The following is a 20,419-nucleotide window of genomic DNA, read 5'->3' as shown; positions in this document are numbered from 1 at the left end:
CCTGTCCATGTCCAGCAAACCGAGCGAATTTCGCTATCCCTGCGACAACTGCGGGGCCAGCCTGCGCTTCCAGCCCGGCCAGGAGTCACTGATTTGCGACTATTGTGGCCATGAACAGAAAATCGGTGCGGGCGCGGCCCGTGCCCCCGCGCGGCAAAACGATCCCGCCACCCGCACCGGCGGGGCCGCACCGCAGGCAGACCGGGCGTTGCAATGGGATGCCAGCCACAAGGCCCCCGAACTGACCGAGATCCCGCTGCAGGAGGGATTGCGAATCGACGGTGCCTCGGACCTGTCGCATGAGGTGCGCACGCTGTCCTGCCCCAACTGCGGCGCGAAGATGGACGTGACCTCAAAGGTTCACGCCAGTGCCTGCCCCTTTTGCGCAACGCCGGTGGTGACCGATACCGGGGCCTCGCGCCAGATCAAGCCGCAGGGCGTGCTGCCCTTTGCGCTGAGCGAGGAACAGGCCCGCAAGGCGATGGAAGACTGGCTGGGGCGGCTGTGGTTCGCGCCCTCGGGCCTGTTGGCCTATGCGCGGCGCGGGCGGCGAATGCGCGGGGTCTATTCGCCCTATTGGACCTTTGATGCCAGAACCCGCTCCAGCTATTCGGGACAGCGCGGCGATGCCTATTACGAGACGGTTCATGTCACCCGCGAAGTGAACGGACGCCGCCAGCGCGTTGCCAAACAGGTCCGCCGCATTCGCTGGCGCAGGGTGCGCGGGCAGATCAGCCGCAACTTCAACGATGTGCTGGTTCTCGCGACGACCTCGTTGCCGCGGCGCTTTACCGACGGGCTGACCCCCTGGGATCTGTCGGACCTGCGCCCCTATCGCCCCGATTACCTGGCCGGATTCGAGGCCGAGGGCTATACGGTCGCCCTTTCCGATGGCCATGCCACGGCACGTCAGGAAATGGCTGCGGTCATCATGAATGACGCCCGTCGTGACATTGGCGGTGACGAACAGCGCATCGATCGCATCGACACCCGCCACAGTGACGAGACCTTCAAACATATCCTTCTGCCGATCTGGAGCGCGGCCTACAAATATAACGGCCGAAGCTATCGCTTTCTGGTCAACGCCCAGACCGGACGCGTCCAGGGCGAGCGGCCATGGTCGGTCTGGAAAATCACGGCTGCCGTCATTGCGACACTGATAGCGCTAGCAGTTTTCCTTTATTTTGCCCAGTCGGGCGGATATGAGCAGTTGCAAGGCGCAATTCCACGCAGCGGATGATAGCTTACGGGTCTCTGTCGCCGATATATCGAAGAGGGAACGACATGATCCTGTGTGCAGGTGAATCGCTGATCGACATGGTACCCGAGAACGGTACCTTTCGCCCCCTTGCCGGTGGCGCGGTCTATAACACCACCGTTGCTCTGGGGCGGCTGGGCGAAGATGTTGCCTATCTGTGGCCGATCAGCCGCGACAGTTTCGGCGAAATGCTGCTGGCACCGCTGAATGAAGCCGGAATCAATATCGATCTCTGCCCCCGTACCGACCGGCTGACCACGCTGGCGCTTGTCACATTGGATCAGGGCGAAGCGGTCTATTCCTTCTATGACGAAGGATCGGCCGGGCGGATGCTCTCTCCCGATGACATACCCGCCCTGCCCGATCATATCACGGCCATCTTCGCAGGCGGGATCAGCCTTGTCCCCGATCCCTGTGGTGCGGCGATCGAAAGGCTGATCGAACAGAATCACACCAAGCTGCCGGTATTCCTGGATCCAAATATCCGTCCCTTCTTCATCCAGGACGCCCCGGCCTTTCGCGCGCGGCTGAACCGGATCATCCCGCAATGCGATATCGTGAAGCTGTCCAGCGATGATCTTGCCTGGCTCTATCCCGATCTCGATGCGCCCGAGGCCGCGCAGAAGGTCTTGCAGATGGGCCCGCGGATCGTGCTGCAAACCGGCGGCTCGGCCGGGTCCCATGCGCATTGGGCAGGGGAAACCGTCACCGCCCCGGCAATCCGCACCACGGTTGCGGATACCATCGGCGCAGGGGATACCTTCAATGCTGGCGTGCTGGCCAGCCTGCGCAGACAGGGCGTTCTGGGAAAAGAGGCGCTGGCCGGCATCAGCGGCGAACAGATCAAGGCCGCGCTGACCCTTGGCGCGCAAGCGGCCGCGGTCACGGTGTCGCGCGCGGGTGCGAACCCGCCATGGCAACATGAAATGCCCGGCAACTGATCCGGCAGAGGCGAAACGCCCGAGACTCAGCTTTCCTCGGGCGTTTCATCCATGGCGTAGAATGCGCCTTTCTGGCGCGCGGTCCAGCGCAGATGCAATGTCAGACCATCCTCGCCCGCTTCTTCACGCTCGACCACACCGGCCTCATGCAGCCAGGCGCGGCGGCGACCGTCGCTGAAGGGCAAGGTCACGCTTGCGGATTCGCGCGGCTCATCCAAGGCGCGGGCCAGATGCGTATCGATGGCCGCGACCAGATCATCCAGCCCTTCTCCGCTGAGGGCGCTGACCGCCTGCACGCCTTCGGTTCTGGCATCAGTGCGGCGCAGGGCCTTGCGCGTGTCTTCGGACAGGGCATCGATCTTGTTCCAGACCTCGATCAGTTCGACATCCTCATCGACGCCAAGGCTTTCCAGGATCTCGGCCACGTCCTGGGCCTGCTCTTCGGTCTCGGGATGGCTGATATCGCGCACATGCAGAATCAGATCGGCTTCCAGAACCTCTTCCAGGGTGGCACGAAAGGCGGCGACCAGTTCGGTCGGCAGGTCGCTGATAAAGCCCACGGTGTCCGACAGGATGATCTTGCGCCCCGAGGTGCCCCCGGCGGCATCGGGCAGCCGGATGGCCCGCATGGTCGGATCCAGCGTCGCGAACAGCATGTCCTTGGCCATCACCTCGGCGCCGGTCATGCGGTTGAACAGCGTCGATTTTCCGGCGTTGGTATAGCCCACCAGCGCGACAATCGGATAGGGAATCTTGGCGCGTGCGGCACGATGCAGCGTGCGGGTCTTGACGACACGTTCCAACTGCCGGCGCAAACGCGTCATCTGTTCGTCAATGGCGCGCCGGTCGGCCTCGATCTGGGTTTCCCCGGGACCGCCGACAAAACCCAGTCCGCCCCGCTGACGCTCGAGGTGGGTCCATGCCCGGACCAGTCGCGTGCGCTGATAGGACAATGCGGCCAGTTCGACCTGCAATACGCCTTCACGGGTGCGGGCGCGATCGGCAAAGATCTCGAGGATCAAGCCGGTCCGGTCCAGAATCTTGACGTCCCAGGCCTTTTCCAGATTGCGTTGCTGAACCGGGGTCACCGGCCCGTCAATCAGGACAAGCTCGGCTTCGACAGCCTCGAGGCGCTGACCGATTTCGGCCAGCTTTCCCTTGCCGAACAGCATTCCGGGATTGGGCTCGCGCAGACGCGCCACCTCATCCCCGACAATCTCGATTCCCGGCAGGGCATGGGCCAGTGCAACGGCCTCGGCCAGAGCATGCTCGGGCTCACGCCGCTGGTTGCGGGCCTGACCAAGATCGGGATGAAGGACATAGGCGCGGGTCGGCAGAGCCTCGGTCGAGGTTAGTTCGGCCAATCAGTCATCACCTTCGTAAAGCGAAATGGGCTGACCCGGCATGATCGTGCTGATCGCGTGTTTATAGACCAGCTGGGACTGGCCGTCCCGGCGCAACAGCACGCAGAAATTGTCAAACCAGGTGATCACGCCCTGCAATTTGACACCATTGATCAGAAAGATCGTCACCGGAACCTTTGCCTTGCGGACATGGTTGAGAAACGCGTCCTGCAGGTTCTGTTTATCGCCAGCCATTTTTTCTTCCATTTTTTCGCACTGTCCCGGTCTGAACCCACATGTAAGGCGTTGTTCCTGACCTTGCAAGCGAGACAGTCCTGCAAAGAACACGCTGCCGCATGCGTCCAGCGAATGGCTAGCGGCGCCAGAAATCGGGGGAAAACAGCGCCAGAATGGCCAGCGTCTCCAGCCGACCCACGATCATCGCCCCTGCCAGCACCGCCTTGGTGAACAGCGGCAGACCCGACCAACCGTCCCAGGGGGCCGAGGCCACACCCGCCGTGGCATCAAAGGCCGGGGTCAGCGGAATGGCTCCGGCAAGCGGTCCGGTATTGGTCAGTGCCGCAATCGACAGGATCGTGGCGGTATCGAATTCGATCTGCTGGATGGACACCAGGGCCACCGTCGCAGCGATCGAGCAGGCGAACAGCATGAAGAAGATAAAGGCCAGATAGGCCCCTTCCCGGCGCAACCTGCGCGCGATTCGACCGCCGCCGGAAACCGAGCTGGGGTGTATGATCTTTTCCATTTCGCGTTCGCCGTGGCGCGCCAGGGCATAGACGCGCAACAGCTTGACCCCGCCTGCCGTCGTGGCGACCCCGCCGCCCATCATCGCCAGACCGGCCAGGATCAGCCCCGGCGACGTCAGCCCCGACCAGGCGCGTGCGCCCTGCCAGTCGACCGAGTTCCAGCCGGTCGTCGTCAGATAGCTGAGCGTGTTGAACATACCGCCCCAGAAGGCCGAAAGCCCCTTGGCCAGACCCACCGTGTCACGAATGCCCGTGCCGCCCGATTCAATCGCCCCCAGGAAATGGCGAAGAAACAGGATTGCCGTGACCACGACAACCAGTCCAAAGGCCATGCGCAGTTCGGGATCATCCTTCAAGTGGTCGGTGGCGCGCAGCTCTTGCCCGCCGGGCCAGAAACGTCGCGACAGCGCCGGGATCATGAACAGGAAGATCAGCACCTCGCCCGACAGGCCGGCATTGTTCTGCGCCGCACCCAGATCGGGCGCGATGCCGCTGGTTGCCAGCGTGCCCATGGCCCGGCACAGGGCGACAAGGGATTCATCCCCCAGCAACAACAGCCCCAGCCAGGCCAGCAGCGTCAGCCCCGCATAGACAGGAAAGACAGATTGCGCGGCGCGAAACAGCCTGTAGGAGGGGTTGTTCAGCCGCGTGCGAAACTCGGGCGAGGAAAGATGCGGTTGCAACTCGCGCGGATTGGCGGATTCGGGCAGCTTGTCGAAATTTTCGCTGCGGCCATAGGGCGAAGCCATCAGTTCGAACCCGCCCACACGCAGCGGCGCAAGAACGGCCACGGCCGCCACCAGCATGAAGAAGCCGCCCATCCAGCCCACCAGCGCCCGCCACAGATGCAGCGGCGCGGGCAGCAGATCGGCGGAATAAAGCGATGCGCCGGTGGTGGTCAGGGATGACACCATTTCCCACCATGCGTTGAACATCCCGGTGTCAGGCAGGCTTTCGGCAAAGGGAAAGGCCAGGATGACCGGCAGCAAGGCCATCGTCGCGAGCATGCTCAACAGGGTGTTCCGCGCCCGCCGCTCGGGCGGATTGGCCACGGTTGCCAGCCCGACCAGCCCGGCCAGCACCAGCACCAGCAGCGCGGCATACAGGAAATTGCGCGCGATTGCGTCGTGATCCGTCACCGAGGCATAGCTTGCCGGGATCAACATCATCAGCCCGACCAGAACGCTGAGCTGGATGAACAGGGGCAAACGCAGAAGGACCGGCATCGCCAGCGCCTCAGAAAAAGTCGATCGAGACCTGCAAGAGGCGTTCGACCTCTGGCACGTCCTTGGTCAGCGCAAAGATCAGAACCACGTCACCCTCTTCGATGCGGGTATCCGATGACGGCTTGATCACCTTGTCGCCCTTCAGGACCGCCCCGATCAGCGCCCCTTCGGGAAATTCGATATCGCGGATCGCCCGGCCCGACATCGGCGAGGTAGACAGGACCTGAGCCTGCATGACTTCGGCCTCGGCATCGCCGACCGAATAGATGTCCTGCACGCGACCATGGCGGATATGGCGCAGGATGGTCGACACCGTCGTTGCACGCGGATTGATATAGGCATCGATATCCAAGGCCCCCATCAACGACACAAGGGTGGGGTCATTGATCAGCGCAATGGCCATGCCAGCGCCGGCCTGTTTGGCACGCACCGAGGCAAGGATGTTCGTCTTGTCATCATCGGTCACGGCCAGAACGGCATCGGCGGTGGGAACGGCGGCTTCCTCCAGCAATTCTGCCGACAGGCCGTCGCCGTTCAGCACGATGGTCCGCTCCAGCCGGTCCGCGGCATATTCGGCCCGCGTGCGGTCGCGCTCGATCAGCTTGGCGCGAATGCGTTCCGGCTGCGCCTCCAGCGTACGGGCCACGGCAAGGCCGACATTCCCTGCCCCGATGATGGCAACGCGCGACTGCTTGCGCGGGGCCTTGCCGAAAATCTCCAGGGTGCGCGCAACATCGTCGCGATGGGAAAATACATAGATCTGATCCCCCGCGAACAACTGGTCGCCCGGCTCTGGCGCAAACAGCCGCCCCGCGCGCCGCACCCCGACAACGATGGCACGAAGACTGGAAAATATCTCGTTCAATTGCCGCAGCGGCGTGTTCAGCGCCGGACAGTCATCGTCCAGCGCAATGCCCAGCAGATGGGTGCGCCCATTCAGAAAGGTTTCGACATCAAAGGTCGAGGGCGCGGAAAGACGTTGCAGCGCGGCCTTGGCGACCTCGCGTTCGGGGCTGATGACAACATCAATGGGCAGATGATCGGTGCGATACAGGTCGGAATAGATGGCATCCAGATATGCGGTACTGCGCAGACGGGCAATCTTGCGCGATACCTGGAACACCGAATGGGCCACCTGGCAGGTGACCATGTTCACCTCGTCCGAATGGGTCGCGGCAATGATCAGATCGGCATCACGCGCGCCGGCATTGTCCAGCACATCGGGATGGCTGGCGAAACCGGTGACGCCCTGCACGTCCAGTGCGTCGGTGGCCCGCCGGATCAGTTCGGCATTGTTGTCGATGATGGTGACGTCATTCCGTTCACCGGACAGATGTCGTGCGATTTGCCAACCGACCTGCCCCGCTCCGCAGATGATGATCTTCATCCGATCCCTCGTGCAAATGGCGGTCGCCCACCCGTTCCTCTTTGCCTATGCCGCCTTTCCCCGTGGCGCAACCATCCTGACCCGGATGGCGCGGATGCCGGGCCGGAAAAGCAACCTTGGATTGCGGCACTTCAAGGAAAACACTTGCTGCGTGCCCTGATTCCAGAGTATGATCACCTTCAGTTGAAGGCGATCCGCCTGATCTGCATCAGATGAGCGCCCGCCCTGTCGGCGGGACGAACATCCCCGAGGGTTGCCCATTGCCCCGTATTGTCACATACAGGTGCCACGAAATGCTTGCCATGCGGCCCGATCCGGAATCGGACCCACTGAACCGAACCAGATGACAAAAACGGAGATGGAGTATCCCGATGCATGCAAGGTTCCGGTTTCGTCTGCTCCCGTGACCTGGCATCCCATCGGATCGTGTTTGTTTCCCCGAACGCCCTCTTCGGTCAGGCTGGATCGGGCGTGGTCGGCGAAGGTGATCTGGCAGCACCCCGCCGACCGCGTTCATTTTTCCGCTGCCACCGCCCGGCATTAGCGCCGGGCCGGATCAGAGCCATTCATTTCCCTGCAATCATTTCCTCGTCGTTGCGCATGCCGCCAACGACCCCAAGAGATTTGAGCTTGCGGTGCAGCGCGCTGCGCTCCATGCCGACGAATTGGGCCGTGCGACTGATATTGCCGCCGAAACGGTTGATCTGCGCCAGCAGATATTCACGCTCGAACATCTCGCGGGCCTCGCGCAGTGCCATGGCGGTGATCTGCGGCCCAAGGCTCAGTGCATCACTGTTGTCCGGGGTGGCCCCCTGAGGTTCAAGTTCTGTCGGCTGGATCGGCCCATTGCCTTCGGCCAGAATCAGCACCCGCTCGATCACGTTGCGCAGCTGGCGGATATTGCCCGGCCAGCGCATGGATTGCAGCGCCGCAATCGTTTCCTCGGGCAATTCGCGCGCCGGCAGCCCCTGCATGGCATGGAACTGCGCGATGAAATGGCTTGCCAGCAGCGCGATGTCGTCGCGCCGGTCCGCCAGTGACGGCACCGCCACCGGCACGACGTTCAGCCGGTCATACAGCTCCTGACGGAATCGTCCGGCGGCAATCTCGGCAAGCAGATCGCGATTGGTCGAGGAAATCACCCGCAGATCGACGCGAACCCTGTCCGTGCCCCCAGCCCGGCTGAACTGCTGTTCGGTCAGCACGCGCAGGATCTTGGGCTGGGTGCCCAGGGGCATGTCTCCGACCTCGTCGAAATAGATCACCCCGCCATGGGCCTGCTCCAGCAGACCTTTCTCGATGCCGCGCTCGGGGCTTTCGCGCCCGAAAAGAACCTCTTCCATGCGTTCAGGCTCGATACTGGCGCAGGGAACGGTGATGAATGGTGAGCTTGCACGCGGACTGTGGGCGTGGATATAGCGCGCGGCCAGTTCCTTGCCCGCGCCCGGCTCGCCCGACAGCATGACCCGCCCGTTGGATTTGGCAACCTTGTCCAGATTGTCCCGCAGACGCTTGAAAGCGACGGATTGGCCCAGCATTTCGGTGGCGCGCTCGCCGCCACGGCGCAGGGTGCTGTTCTCGCGACGCAGGCGGCTGGTTTCCATCGCCCGGTTCACGACGACCATCAACTGATCGATATTGAAGGGTTTTTCGATGAAGTCATAGGCCCCCTGGCGGATCGCGGCGACCGCAATCTCGATATTGCCATGACCCGAGATGATGATCACCGGCACATCGGGATTGTTGTTCTTGACCTGTTTCAGAATGTCGATGCCGTCCATCCGGCTGTCCTTCAGCCAGATATCCAGAACCATCAGGGCCGGCTCGCTCTCGTTCAGAGCATCTATCGCCTCGTCCGAATTCGCCGCAAGCCGCGTTTCAAAACCTTCATCCTTCAGGATGTCGGCAATCAGTTCGCGGATATCGCGTTCGTCATCTACGATCAGAATATCAGTCATGTGCTGCCGCCTCGTGTTTTTCTTGTCTGTTCTTGACCTGGGTGCCACGCACCGGATGCCTTTCCCGTGGAAGGCGAATTTCGGCCCTTGCGCCATCGCGGTCGGACGCATCCGTCAGGGTCAGGCTGCCGCCATGTTCCTCGACGATCTTCTTGACAATCGGCAGGCCAAGTCCGGTGCCATGTGATTTCAGCGTGACATAGGGTTCGAACAGGCGTGACCGGTCCGCTGGCAACCCCGGACCGTTATCGGTGATGGTGATCGTGACCGCGTCATGTTCGGCCTGCAACTGCACATGCACCCGGCCGGTCCAACCCTCTTCCATCTTCTCGGCGCGTTCCTCGATGGCCTCTCCGGCATTCTTCAGCAGATTCGTCAGCGCCTGACGCAACATGCCCTGATCGCAATCGACGATCACCGGCTCATCGGGAATATCCGCGACCAGCGCCCCCTTCAGCGCATCCTGCTGCAGCAGGACGACCTCGCGCAGCAGCGCTGCCATGTCGGTTTCCGCGCGATCGGGTTCCGGCATACGGGCAAAGCGGCTGAATTCATCGACGATGCGGCGCAGATCACCGGTCTGGCGGATGATCACATCGACATATTGATCCAGCGACGCCTTTTCCTCGGGGCCAGCCAGCGGGCCGAACTTGCGCCGCAATCTTTCCGCGGACAGTTGAATCGGGGTCAGCGGGTTCTTGATTTCATGGGCGACCCGGCGTGCCACATCCCCCCAGGCGGCCAGACGCTGCGCGCTGACCAGCTCGGTCACATCGTCAAAAGCGACCACATAGCCTTCCAGCCCGCCATCCGCGCCCCGCCGCACCGCCATGCGCACCAACAGGCTTTCCAGGCGACCTTCACGCAGCAGCCGCACCTCATCCTGGACCGTTTCCGCGACCGAGCCCGACAGGCGATCAAACAGCGGCGCGAATTCCGGCACGGCCTCATTCAGAAGCGCATCAATATCGGTCTTGGGGTCCAGCCCCAGCAGACGCGTGGCCGAGCGGTTGACGAAATCGATCTCGCCTGCCGCATCCAGCCCGATGACCCCCGATGTTACCGAGGACAACACATTGTCGAACAGACGCCGCTGACCGTCGCTGATGCGATAGCTTTCGACCAGTTCTTCGCGCTGTGCCTTCAACTGCCGCGTCATGCGGTTGAAACTCTCGCCCAGGGTCTGGATCTCGTCGCCGGTATCCACCTCGGGCACCTGCACGTCCAGATCACCATGGCCGACCCGTTCGCTGGCCTGCGCCAATTGCCCGATGGGCCGCGACAGCCGGCTGGCAAACCACAGACCCAGCCAGATCGCTGCCGCCACCAGCAGCAGCGCAAAACCCAGATAGACCAGCGAAAATTCGAACAGAACCTGCCCCCGCGTTTCCTCGAGCTGACGATAATCGCCCACCGTGGCACGGGTATCGTCCAGAAGCCCCAGCAGATCCCCGTCAACATCGCGGGTCACATACAGATAGCGGTCGGCCAGCGGCGGCAGGGCGACCAGCGCGCGGAACTCGTTGTTCTGCCAGTCTTCGATCAGGACCAGACCTTCGCTCTGCGCGCGGTCCAGCTCTTCGCTGGTGGGTTCTTCATACCAGAACAGATAGCTGCGCTCGCCCCTTGCCCGAATCTCACCCGCGCCATTGATGATATAGGCCTCGCGCAGGCCCCGCTGAATCAGCGACTGCCCCTGCACCAGCAACTGCCGCATTTCGCCGTCTTCGATCATCGGATTCTTGCGTCCGGCCTGGGTCAGCACACCGGCCAGCGCACGGGCATCCTCGGTCAGGTCATCGCGATGCTCTTCCTGATAGGCCTCGGCCGCGGCCTGCGAGGTCGTGACAACCTGCTGCACCCGGTCCGAGAACCAGCCCTCCAGTCCGATATTGACCAACAGGCCCGCGAAAAGCGCCACCAGCACCGTCGGCACCAGCGCCAGACCGGCAAAGACCGTGACCAGCCGCGCATGCAGGCGCGAACCTGCCGCCGAATGCCGCCGCGCCGTGATCAGCCGCGCCATGCGGGCCAGAACGGCACCGATCAGCATGATCAGATAGATCAGGTCCAGCATCAGGATCAGACGCAGAACGCGGCTTTGAATACCGTGACTCAGTGGACCCAGAACGAAGATCGTCGCCGCTGCCAGAGACGCACCGACCAGCAGCGCGCCCCAGCTGACCGGACCACGCCAATGTCGCGGCAATCGTAACCTGGCCAGCCTGTCCCAGCTTAGCCCTGATGCGGACTCTGCCATTTCCCCCACTCGCCGTCTGACGCGGCTTATCTGTTGCAGTGACGTGACTATGCCACTGCCCTCTGTGGCGGTTTTACATCAGTTTGCGGCGTCGTGTCACCTCGATATTCAGCTCGGTCAGCTTTTTGCGCAGGGTATTGCGGTTTATTCCCAGCAGATCCGCACAGCGCAGCTGATTCCCGCCGGTCGCATCCAATGCCACCTGCAACAGCGGGCGCTCGACCTCGCGCAGAATCCGGTCATACAGGCCCGGAGGCGGCAGCGCGTCGCCATGCAGATCGAAATAGCGCTGCAAATGCGCCTCGACCGAATCCGACAAGGGTCCGTCATCCGCCGGAATCTGTCCGGCCACCGGCGACACGCCATCCAGAGGCACCGCGGCCGATTGCATCGCCGGAGCGCCACGCCCGCCCCCTTGCTGGCTGAGTGCCTCGCGCATTTCGCTGCCCGAGATTGCCGTGGCACTGGCCGTCAGGGCCAGCCTGCGCATCATGTTTTCCAGTTCGCGCACATTTCCCGGGAAGGGATGGGCGCGCAGCAGGGTGGCCGCTTCCTCCGACAGGCTGCGTTCGGGCAATCCCTGCGCCGAGGCCCGCGCCAGCAAATGCGAGGCCAACGGCAGAATATCATCGACGCGGGCCCGCAGCGGCGGGACAACCATGGTGATCCCCGCCAACCGGTAATAGAGGTCCGAACGCAGCCGCCCCGAGGCGACATCGGCCTGCGGGTCCGGCCCGGTGGTGGCGACGAAACGCGGGGCCTCGGCACGGTCCGCCCCGGTTTCCGTCGCCTCGATCAACCCGATCAACCGCGCCTGGGCCGCCTGATCGAAACCTGCCGGATTCTCGATCACGATGGTGCCGCCACGCGATTTCTCGGTCGCCTGCATGACGGATTTCTCGCCTGCATCCGCCGAGGTCAGGAACACCAGCCCACGATCACGACGGTCCGACAATTCATGGAATGACCGCGCGATGATCGTCTTGCCGACTCCGGCCTCACCGGCAATCATCACCGGCAGATCGGCGTTCAGGACGCGCGCCACCATTCTGAACAGCGACTGCATGGCCGGTGCATGGCCAATCAGGGGCATGGCCGGATCAGCCGTGCTCCCGGCCGAGGGCGCCGCCGGTTCCGCCGTCGCATCGTTGCGCCGCGGCCTGCGTGACAGCGCCTGGTTGGCCTTGGCCATCAGGTCGGGCAGGTCAAAGGGCTTGGGCAGATATTCAAAGGCATCCGCCTCGGTTGCGCGAATGGCGGTCACGATGGTGTTCTGGGCCGAGATCACGATGACCGGCAGATCCGGCCGTGCCTTATGGATGGCGGGAATCTGGTCGATGCCATTGCCATCGGGCATCATCACATCGGTGATCACCAGATCGCCGCGCCCTTCCTCGACCCATTTTTCCAGCTGCGCCAGACTGCCGGTGGCATGCACGCGGCATCCCGCGCGGGTCAGCGCCTGAGTCAGCACGGTGCGTATCGTGCGGTCGTCATCGGCGATCAGAACAGTTCCGTCCATGGGCCTTGGTCCTTATGCCTTTGGAAGTGAAATTCGAAATGAGGTGCGCCCCGGCCGGCTGTCCACACGGATCAGCGCGCCGTGATCGGTGATGATCTTGCTGACCAGTGCCAGTCCAAGCCCCGTGCCATTCTCGCGTCCAGACACGAAGGGTTCGAAAATCTGGTCGGCAATCGCGGGGGGCAGACCGGGGCCATTGTCCTCGATGACGATCTGAAGCGGCAGCGCGCGCCCAGCCGGATCATCGTCATCGGGCGGCAGCCGAAGGGTGTGATCATAGAAGCTGTGCAGCCTGATCGTCGGTCGCTCCGTATGCGCCAGCGCCTCGGCGGCGTTCTTGACCAGATTGAGGCAGACCTGCGTCAACTGGTCGGCATCGGCCATGGCCGGCGGCAATGACGGATCATAGTCGGGAACCATGTTGATATCGCGGGCGAATCCGACACTTGCCGAACGGCGCACATTCTCCAGAATGTCGTGAATGTTCACCGGCCTCAGGTGCGGGGCAGAAGTGTCGCCGAATTTTTCGACCTGATCCAGCAGCGCGACGATGCGGCGTGACTCGCTGACGATCATATCCGCCATTTCGCGATCTTCGGGCGTGGCGTTCATGCTCATCAGCTGCGCCGCACCACGGATGCCCGCCAAGGGGTTCTTGATTTCATGGGCCAGCATCTCGGCCATGCCGATGGCACTGCGTGCCGCCGATTTGACCGCCTTGCTTTGGTAGCGAAGCCCCGCATCGGTCAGCGGCACCAGCAGCAACGAGACCAGATCATGTGGTTCGGCAGCTGGTCCGGCATGAACCGCCGCACGTCGGGTTTCATGGCCCCCGGCGCGATCTCCGATCTCGAACTGGACATCTCCCTGATACAGCGCCTCATCGGTGCCCATGACCCGCGTCACCAGCGGCATCAGGGATGGAACGACCCGCAGCTTCTTCGCCAGAGGCTCTCCGTCCAGTTTCTTGCCGATGGTGGAATTGCGCGACATGTTCAGCCAGACCTCGGCGGCATCATTCATTGCCACCACGCGCCCTTCGGCATTCAGCATCAATCCGGGCAGGGGCAGGCTGTTCCAGACTGCACCGGGCGATGGCAGATCCAGATCTTCGGGCTTGACGCAGGTCATGCCGCCGCCTCGCAGGGTTGCGCAAAGGCCTGCCGGATCAGCGCCACGGTCCTGGAAGGGCTGTCGGCGCGCAGCATCTCGGCCCGCATGGGGGCGCCATTGGCCTCGGCATACCAGCCCAGATGCTTGCGCGCGACGCGCAGCCCCAGTTCGACACCATAGAACTTCAGAATATCCTCGTAATGTTCCTCGACGGCATCGGCCAGCGCCGCGCCACGGGGAACGACCGGCGCAGGCGTGCCATACAGCTGATGGGCGATCTCGGCCAACCGCCAGGGCGCCCCCTGCGCCCCGCGCCCGACCATCACCGCCTCTGCGCCGGATTCCGCCAGCGCCGCACGCGCGGTTCCCGCGTCGACGATATCTCCATTCGCGACCAGAGGCGGCCTGCCCGGCAGATCGGCAACGGGACGGATCGCCGACCAATCGGCATTGCCCTTGTAGAACTGCGCGCGGGTGCGCCCATGCACGGTCAGCATCCGCACTCCGGCGGCGGTGGCACGACGCGCCAGTTCGGCGGCATTGCGAGTGCTGTCATCCCATCCCAGCCGCATTTTCAACGTTACCGGCACCGCGACCGCACCGACCACCGCGTCAATCAGTGACAGCGCATGATCCAGATCACGCATCAGCGCCGCGCCCGACAGCCCGCCGGTCACCTTCTTGGCGGGGCACCCCATGTTGATGTCGATGATCCGCGCGCCCATGCCTTCGACGATCCGGGCGGTTTCCGCCATCGCCCCGGCTTCGCGACCCGCGATCTGGACGCTGACAGGCAAGGCACCCTCGGTCAAAGCCTTGGCGCGCACTGCTGCCCGCGTCGAAGGGCGCGGCGTGACCATTTCGCTGGAGGCAACCATCTCACTGACCATCAAACCTGCGCCATGGCGCGCCACCGCCCGCCGGAAGGGCAGATCGGTAATGCCCGCCATGGGGGCCAGAAAAACCGGAGGCCCCAAAGGCGTATCGCCAATAGTGATTGGTTCACGGGTTGTCATAACCTGTTCCTCACCTCTTGCTGTGTCAGCCGCAAGCTGCCCTATAAATACCATGGCGCGCCTTTTCAGCAGGCAGAGCGTATTGCACAATTTTTAGTCATACCGCCCGCAAAAACGGCAATCAACTTTCAGGCGATGTCGCAGAGACGGGCCGGAAAGGTCGCATTCGCGATGGTCGCCGCAGGGACCAACTGATTAGATGTCAGGACATTTGCAAGGGGTCAGCATGTTCCTTTCGGTCTTCGATCTGTTCAAAATCGGCGTCGGCCCGTCCTCGTCCCATACGATGGGTCCGATGGTGGCGGGCGCACGTTTTCTGGAAGCCCTGCGCCAGCAACCTTTCCGCGCCGCCGGGCTGCGCGCCAGCCTGCATGGCAGCCTGGCCTTTACCGGCAAGGGCCATGCCACCGATCGCGCCACGATCCTGGGGCTGGCCGGCTTCGTTCCGGCGACGATGGACGCCCTGACCGCCGAAGAGGCGCTCGCCGCCAATCGCGACAGCCGCAGCCTGTCCCCCGAAGGGCTGGGCACCCTGCGCTTCGACCCCGAAAAGGACCTGATTTTCGACTATGACAACGCCCTGCCCGGCCATGCCAACGGCATGACCCTGTCGGCCACCGATGCGCAGGGCGACGTGATCTTTCACCAGGTCTATTATTCGGTCGGCGGCGGCTTTGTCCTGACCGAGGAAGAACTGGCCCGCAAGGGCAGCGAAGACCGCAGCGATGCGGTCGCCAAGGTGCCCTTTGCCTTTTCGACCGCTGCCGAAATGCTGGAAATGTCGGCAAGATCCGGCAAGAGCATCGCCCAGATGAAACGCGCCAACGAGTTGGTCTTTCGCAGCGACGCTCAATTGCGTGACGGTCTGATGAAGATCTGGCAGGTCATGCGCGACTGCATGGATCGCGGTCTGGAAGCACGCGGAACCCTGCCCGGCGGGCTGAATGTCAGACGCCGAGCCGGCAGCATCCACGAAAAGCTGCTGGCCGAACGCGGCATGAATCTGACCGCGCCCCATGTCATCAACGACTGGATGTCGGTCTATGCCATGGCCGTGAACGAGGAGAATGCCGCAGGCGGACAGGTCGTTACCGCTCCGACCAATGGGGCCGCCGGGGTTGTGCCCGCAGTGATCCGCTATTGGCTGGACCACGTGCCCGGCGCCACGGAACGCGCATTGCCCGATTTCCTGCTGACCGCGGCGGCGGTCGGCGGGCTGATCAAGCATAATGCCTCGATCTCGGGGGCGGAATGCGGCTGTCAGGCCGAGGTCGGCAGTGCCAGCGCCATGGCGGCGGCAGGGCTGGCCGCGGTGCTGGGCGGCACGCCCGAACAGATAGAAAATGCCGCCGAAATCGCCCTGGAGCATCATCTGGGCATGACTTGCGATCCCGTCAAAGGGCTGGTTCAGGTGCCCTGCATCGAACGCAACGGACTGGGCGCGATCAAGGCCGTCAGCGCGGCCAGCCTTGCCCTGCGCGGCGACGGTCATCACCTTGTGCCGCTGGATGCAGCCATTGAAACCATGCGCCAGACCGGCCGGGACATGAGCGAGAAATACAAGGAAACCTCATTGGGGGGGCTGGCGGTGAACATCCCCAATTGCTGACGAGCCTGCGGCAGTCTGCCGCCACCGGTCACGCGCCAAGCTTGCCCCGCGCCTCGCCCGTTGCTAACGCTTGTGCAACAGTGATCCCAATCAAGAAGGCCGTCCGATGTCTCCGCGTCTCGCACTTCTCGCTCTTTTGACCTTGCCGCTTGCCGCGTGCGAGGGCACCGGGCTTCCCGGCTTCGGCTCGACACAGGAACCCCAGGTCGAAGGCCACAAAGGCCCTCCAAGCGTCTCGCCCCTGGAACAGCCGATCGAGATCGCCGAGGCCCCGGCAACGCCAGTCGCCACCGCCGAAGCCAAGACCAGCAGCACGAATGCCTTCAGCGCCCACGGGAACGAACCGTTCTGGACCGTGAATGTCGCGGGCGGCACCGCGATCTACATCACGCCGGGAAACAGCAAGGGGCGCGCCATTCGCGTGAACCGCCTGGTGTTCGACAAGGGCGTCGAATATGTCGGCGTTCTCAGCGGACGTCCCTTCGTCGTGAACATCCGTGGCACCGCCTGTCAGGATGACATGTCGGGCGAGAAGTTCCCCTTCACCGCCACGCTGACCGTTTCCGGTCGCAGCCATCGCGGTTGCGCCGGACCGGCATCGCCCGAAGTTGCGGCTGCCGTGGCGGCCATCAAGGCACCCGCCCCGGCCGCGCCGCGCAAATCCACCCCTGCGGCACCGAAAAAACCCGCCGCGACACGTCCGGCCGCCAAGGCCACGCCCGAAACCGCGACGCAGGCCAGCGAAGCCCCGGTGGTCGAGACCGACACCCCGACACCGGCCAGCAGCCCCGACACCGGCGCAACCGCAAGCCAGCCGGCCCCGGCCGCACCCGTGACACCGGCAGAAACGCCCACCGCGCCCGAGCCGGAAACCGCAGCCCCCGAGGCCAGCGAGACCCAGTCCGCTCCGGTCATTCCGGCACCGGCGATGTCGCTGCCCTCGACCCCGCCGACGGTCACCGATGAGGCCGCAGGGGATTCCGCCGCCGAAAGCGACACGGAATAAGGTCCGGACAGGGACCATGCGGCGAAGATGACGCACCCGCCGGCCGTTTGTATCTGGCGGGCTGCAATCTGTCGGCAGCACAGCTATGCTGTTGCAAAACGCTGAACGAGGGACATCTCGATGCGACGCTCTTTGCTATTCCGGCGCCTGATGGCGACGACCCTGCCCGCCGCTGCCCTGCTGGGCTCGGTGAGTTCCACCGCTATCGCCGAACCGGTTGCAGGGCAGAACATGTCGACCTACGGGCTTCCCGGGGGGATCGACACGCCGACTGCAGAAATGCTGCCGGATGGCACGCTGGGGGCCACGGTCTCTCTTTCGGATTATGGTCGGCGCACGAATGTCGTCTTTCAGGCCATGCCCCGCCTGACCACGGTGCTGCGCTATTCCCGCGTCGAAGACGTTCCGGATTACAACAGCCCCGATCACATCTATGACCGCTCTTTCGATTTGCGTTTCCAGGTCATTGACGAGGACAGGCAGGGCTGGCGTCCCGCCGTCGCTGTCGGCCTGCAGGATTTCCTGGGCACGGGGGTCTATTCGGGCGAATATATCGTTGCAACCAAGAACATCACGCCACGGCTGCGGGCCTCGGCAGGGCTGGGCTGGGGCACCCTGGCAGGCAACCCGCGCACGATCGATTCGACCGATACCGGCGGCAAACCGACGGTCGAGGACTGGTTCAGCGGCAGCCCGCGGCCCTTCGGCTCGATCACCTGGCAGGCAACCGACAAGCTCAGCCTCGTCGCCGAGTATTCGAACGACAAATACACCGCCAGCTATGACAATGGCAGGCGCGTCAACACCTTCCAGGAAGGTGGCAAGGCCCCGGACAGCAATCTGAACCTGGCGGCCTATTATCGGTTCGGCAACAACTACGAGGTCGGGCTGTATACGATCGGCGGCAATACCGTCGGGGCGCAATTCTCCTTTGCCCTGAACCCGCGTCAGGCACCCTATCCGTCGGGTCTGGAAAAGGCCCCTGCCCCTGTGCGCCCGCGCCCTGCCCCTGCCGCTGATCCGGAAGGCTGGTCGGGCAATTGGGCACAGGATCCGACCGCACAACCCGCCATTCAGAAGGCGCTGGCAGACGCCCTGGCCGACGAGGGGCTGCTGCTGGAATCCATGGCCCTGTCGGCGAACCGGGCCGAGGTCCGCATTCGCAACCAGCGCTATATCCAGCACGCCGAGGGCATCGGTCGCACCGCCCGCCTGATGACACGCGCCCTGCCGCCTTCGGTCGAAACGCTGGTGATCACCTCTTCGGCAGATGGCATCCCCACATCATCCGTGACGCTGCGCCGCTCGGATGTCGAACGGCTGGAAAATACCGAGGCCGGCCAGATCGCCTCGGTCGCCAGGCTGACCGACGCCACCCCGCGACCCGGAAATCTGGTGTATTCCGAGGATATGCACCCGCGTTTCCAATGGCATATCAGCCCCTATCTGGATCTGGGCCTTTTCGATCCCGATGAACCACTGCGCTACGAAGTTGGTGCCGAAGCCACGGTCAAATACGAACTGATGCCCGGCGTGATCTTCCGCGGCACCCTGCGCCAGCGCGCCTTTGGCGACATGGAACAGCGTGGACCCGGCATCCCCGCCTCGCTGAATGGCGGTCAGCGCGGTGATCACTATACGGCCGAGGAGTATGAGGCGGACCCAAGCCTGGAAACCACGCCCGAGGGCGTGCCGCGGGTCCGGTCGGATACGCGCATGTATACCGGGAACACCTCGCCCACGATCCCCGAACTGACCCTGGCCTGGTATGCCCGACCGACGGAACAGGTCTATACCCGCGTAACTGCGGGTCTGCTTGAGCGCGCCTATGGCGGGGTTTCGGCGGAAGTCCTTTGGAAACCGGTCAACTCGCCCCTGGCCTTCGGTGCCGAGATCAACCGGGTGCGCAAACGCGATTTCGACGTGCTGTTCGATTTCCGCGACTATGAAACGACCACCGGCTTCCTGTCCGCCTATTACGAGTTCGGTGACGGCTTCACCGCGCAGCTGGATGTCGGCAAATATCTGGCCGGCGACAAAGGTGCCACGGTGTCGCTGTCGCGCGAGTTCGCCAACGGCTGGCGAGTGGGCGCCTATGCCACCAAGACCGATCTGAGCGACGAGGAATTCGGCGAGGGGTCCTTCGACAAGGGGATCACCCTGTCGATCCCGGTCAGTTGGGCAACCGGAACACCGACGCGCGACCGAGCCAGCACCACCATCCGCTCGCTGTCGCGCGATGGCGGGTCGCGCGTCCAGGTGGAAGGCCGCCTTTACGACAAGCTGCGCGAGACCCATGCGGTCGAACTTTATGAAGGCTGGGGGAGGTTCTGGCGATGAACAATGCTCGCAACACCGCTATGGCCACGGCCCTGCTGGCAATGCTGGCCGCCTGCGGCAATGACACCAGTGACGGAACGGGCGGCAGTGCCCTCGACGCCTTGATCAAGACCACAGCGGATGCCGCCCTCTCACGTCGTGCGGCGAAGTCCGACGCCCCGGCCAGCGCACCGAAAACCCCGCAAGAGGCGGCAGCCGAAGCCCTGCGCGTCAACCCGGGCCCGCTGATTCAGGTCGGCTTCGAGGGGCTGGGCAAGACGCAGATCATGGCGCTGACCGGGCAGAATGGCAGCATGCGCACCTATATGACACCCTCGGAAGAGGCGCTGATCATGCGCAATGGCATTCTGATAGGCACGCGCGGGCTGGGCCACGACCTCTCCGTCGCCGAGCCGCAGACCGAGGCGCTGATCCGTTCAGGCCGCTCGGGCAGCGCACAGCGGGTAATGCGCTATTTTGCCGGAGACGGCAAGGAACGGCCGCTGCAGTTTACCTGCACTGTGGGCGCGGGCCCCAAACCCGGTGTGACGGTGGAAGACTGCCACGGTCACGGCACGGGCTTCCAGAACAGCTATATCCGTCAGGGCGGCCAGATCACTGTCTCGCGGCAGTGGATCGGACCGGCGCTGGGTTATGTGACCGTGCAGACTCTGCGACCCTGACGCCCCAACAA

15 protein-coding genes are annotated in these 20,419 nt (G+C 63.6%); 6 read left to right on the top strand and 9 right to left on the bottom strand.

The window, feature by feature from the left end:
* Positions 1–7 precede the first annotated feature (7 nt).
* On the top strand, positions 8–1,240 hold the full coding sequence (locus JHW44_RS05205; RefSeq protein WP_089343090.1) for a TFIIB-type zinc ribbon-containing protein: 1,233 nt from the start codon (positions 8–10) through the stop codon (positions 1,238–1,240).
* 44 nt (positions 1,241–1,284) lie between these two features.
* Entirely contained in the window at positions 1,285–2,199 is a 915-nt protein-coding gene (locus tag JHW44_RS05200; RefSeq protein ID WP_089343091.1) for a carbohydrate kinase family protein, read from the top strand.
* Between the two features lie 26 nt (positions 2,200–2,225).
* Here the strand turns inward: JHW44_RS05200 and hflX are convergent, their stop codons facing one another.
* The 9 genes from hflX to dusB all read right to left on the bottom strand — a co-directional run bounded on the left by hflX (position 2,226) and on the right by dusB (position 14,791).
* Positions 2,226–3,563 (bottom strand): GTPase HflX, encoded by a 1,338-nt coding sequence (gene hflX, locus JHW44_RS05195; protein ID WP_089343092.1) that lies wholly within the window; start codon positions 3,561–3,563, stop codon positions 2,226–2,228.
* Positions 3,564–3,797 (bottom strand): RNA chaperone Hfq, encoded by a 234-nt coding sequence (hfq, locus tag JHW44_RS05190; RefSeq protein WP_089343093.1) that lies wholly within the window; start codon positions 3,795–3,797, stop codon positions 3,564–3,566. It lies immediately after the preceding gene.
* A 118-nt stretch (positions 3,798–3,915) separates the two neighbouring features.
* Complete coding sequence (locus JHW44_RS05185) at positions 3,916–5,535, bottom strand: potassium transporter TrkG (protein ID WP_089343094.1); 1,620 nt, start codon at positions 5,533–5,535, stop codon at positions 3,916–3,918.
* Positions 5,536–5,545: 10 nt separating this feature from the next.
* A complete protein-coding gene (gene trkA, locus JHW44_RS05180; protein ID WP_089343095.1) occupies positions 5,546–6,922 on the bottom strand; it encodes a Trk system potassium transporter TrkA in 1,377 nt (458 codons plus the stop codon).
* Between the two features lie 566 nt (positions 6,923–7,488).
* The gene (gene ntrX, locus JHW44_RS05175) at positions 7,489–8,880 is read right to left on the bottom strand and encodes a nitrogen assimilation response regulator NtrX (RefSeq protein WP_089343097.1); all 1,392 of its coding nucleotides are present in this window, start codon (positions 8,878–8,880) and stop codon (positions 7,489–7,491) included.
* Positions 8,873–11,140 carry a sensor histidine kinase NtrY-like gene (locus JHW44_RS05170; protein ID WP_089343098.1) on the bottom strand — a complete coding sequence of 756 codons (2,268 nt, stop codon included), beginning with the start codon at positions 11,138–11,140 and terminating at the stop codon, positions 8,873–8,875. Before JHW44_RS05170 ends, ntrX begins: the two co-directional genes overlap by 8 nt.
* 73 nt (positions 11,141–11,213) lie before the next feature.
* Entirely contained in the window at positions 11,214–12,662 is a 1,449-nt protein-coding gene (locus JHW44_RS05165) for a response regulator (protein WP_089343099.1), read from the bottom strand.
* Between the two features lie 12 nt (positions 12,663–12,674).
* Positions 12,675–13,793, bottom strand: a complete 1,119-nt coding sequence (locus tag JHW44_RS05160) for a two-component system sensor histidine kinase NtrB (protein WP_089343100.1) — start codon at positions 13,791–13,793, stop codon at positions 12,675–12,677.
* Entirely contained in the window at positions 13,790–14,791 is a 1,002-nt protein-coding gene (gene dusB / locus JHW44_RS05155) for a tRNA dihydrouridine synthase DusB (RefSeq protein ID WP_089343101.1), read from the bottom strand. The genes JHW44_RS05160 and dusB overlap by 4 nt, the downstream gene beginning before the upstream one ends.
* Positions 14,792–15,017: 226 nt before the next feature.
* Here dusB and JHW44_RS05150 point away from each other — a divergent pair, with 226 nt between their 5' ends.
* The 4 genes from JHW44_RS05150 to JHW44_RS05135 all read left to right on the top strand — a co-directional run bounded on the left by JHW44_RS05150 (position 15,018) and on the right by JHW44_RS05135 (position 20,408).
* On the top strand, positions 15,018–16,400 hold the full coding sequence (locus JHW44_RS05150; RefSeq protein ID WP_089343102.1) for an L-serine ammonia-lyase: 1,383 nt from the start codon (positions 15,018–15,020) through the stop codon (positions 16,398–16,400).
* Between the two features lie 106 nt (positions 16,401–16,506).
* The gene (locus tag JHW44_RS05145) at positions 16,507–17,406 is read left to right on the top strand and encodes a COG3650 family protein (RefSeq protein ID WP_089343103.1); all 900 of its coding nucleotides are present in this window, start codon (positions 16,507–16,509) and stop codon (positions 17,404–17,406) included.
* 120 nt (positions 17,407–17,526) lie between these two features.
* A complete protein-coding gene (locus tag JHW44_RS05140; protein WP_089343104.1) occupies positions 17,527–19,746 on the top strand; it encodes a YjbH domain-containing protein in 2,220 nt (739 codons plus the stop codon).
* Positions 19,743–20,408, top strand: a complete 666-nt coding sequence (locus JHW44_RS05135) for a YjbF family lipoprotein (protein ID WP_089343105.1) — start codon at positions 19,743–19,745, stop codon at positions 20,406–20,408. Before JHW44_RS05140 ends, JHW44_RS05135 begins: the two co-directional genes overlap by 4 nt.
* The last annotated feature ends 11 nt before the right edge of the window (positions 20,409–20,419 follow it).

It is taken from the genome of Paracoccus seriniphilus (assembly GCF_028553745.1).
Taxonomy (GTDB): domain Bacteria; phylum Pseudomonadota; class Alphaproteobacteria; order Rhodobacterales; family Rhodobacteraceae; genus Paracoccus; species Paracoccus seriniphilus.
Note: the sequence above shows the minus strand (reverse complement) of the source record. Positions and strands in the feature narration are given on the sequence as shown.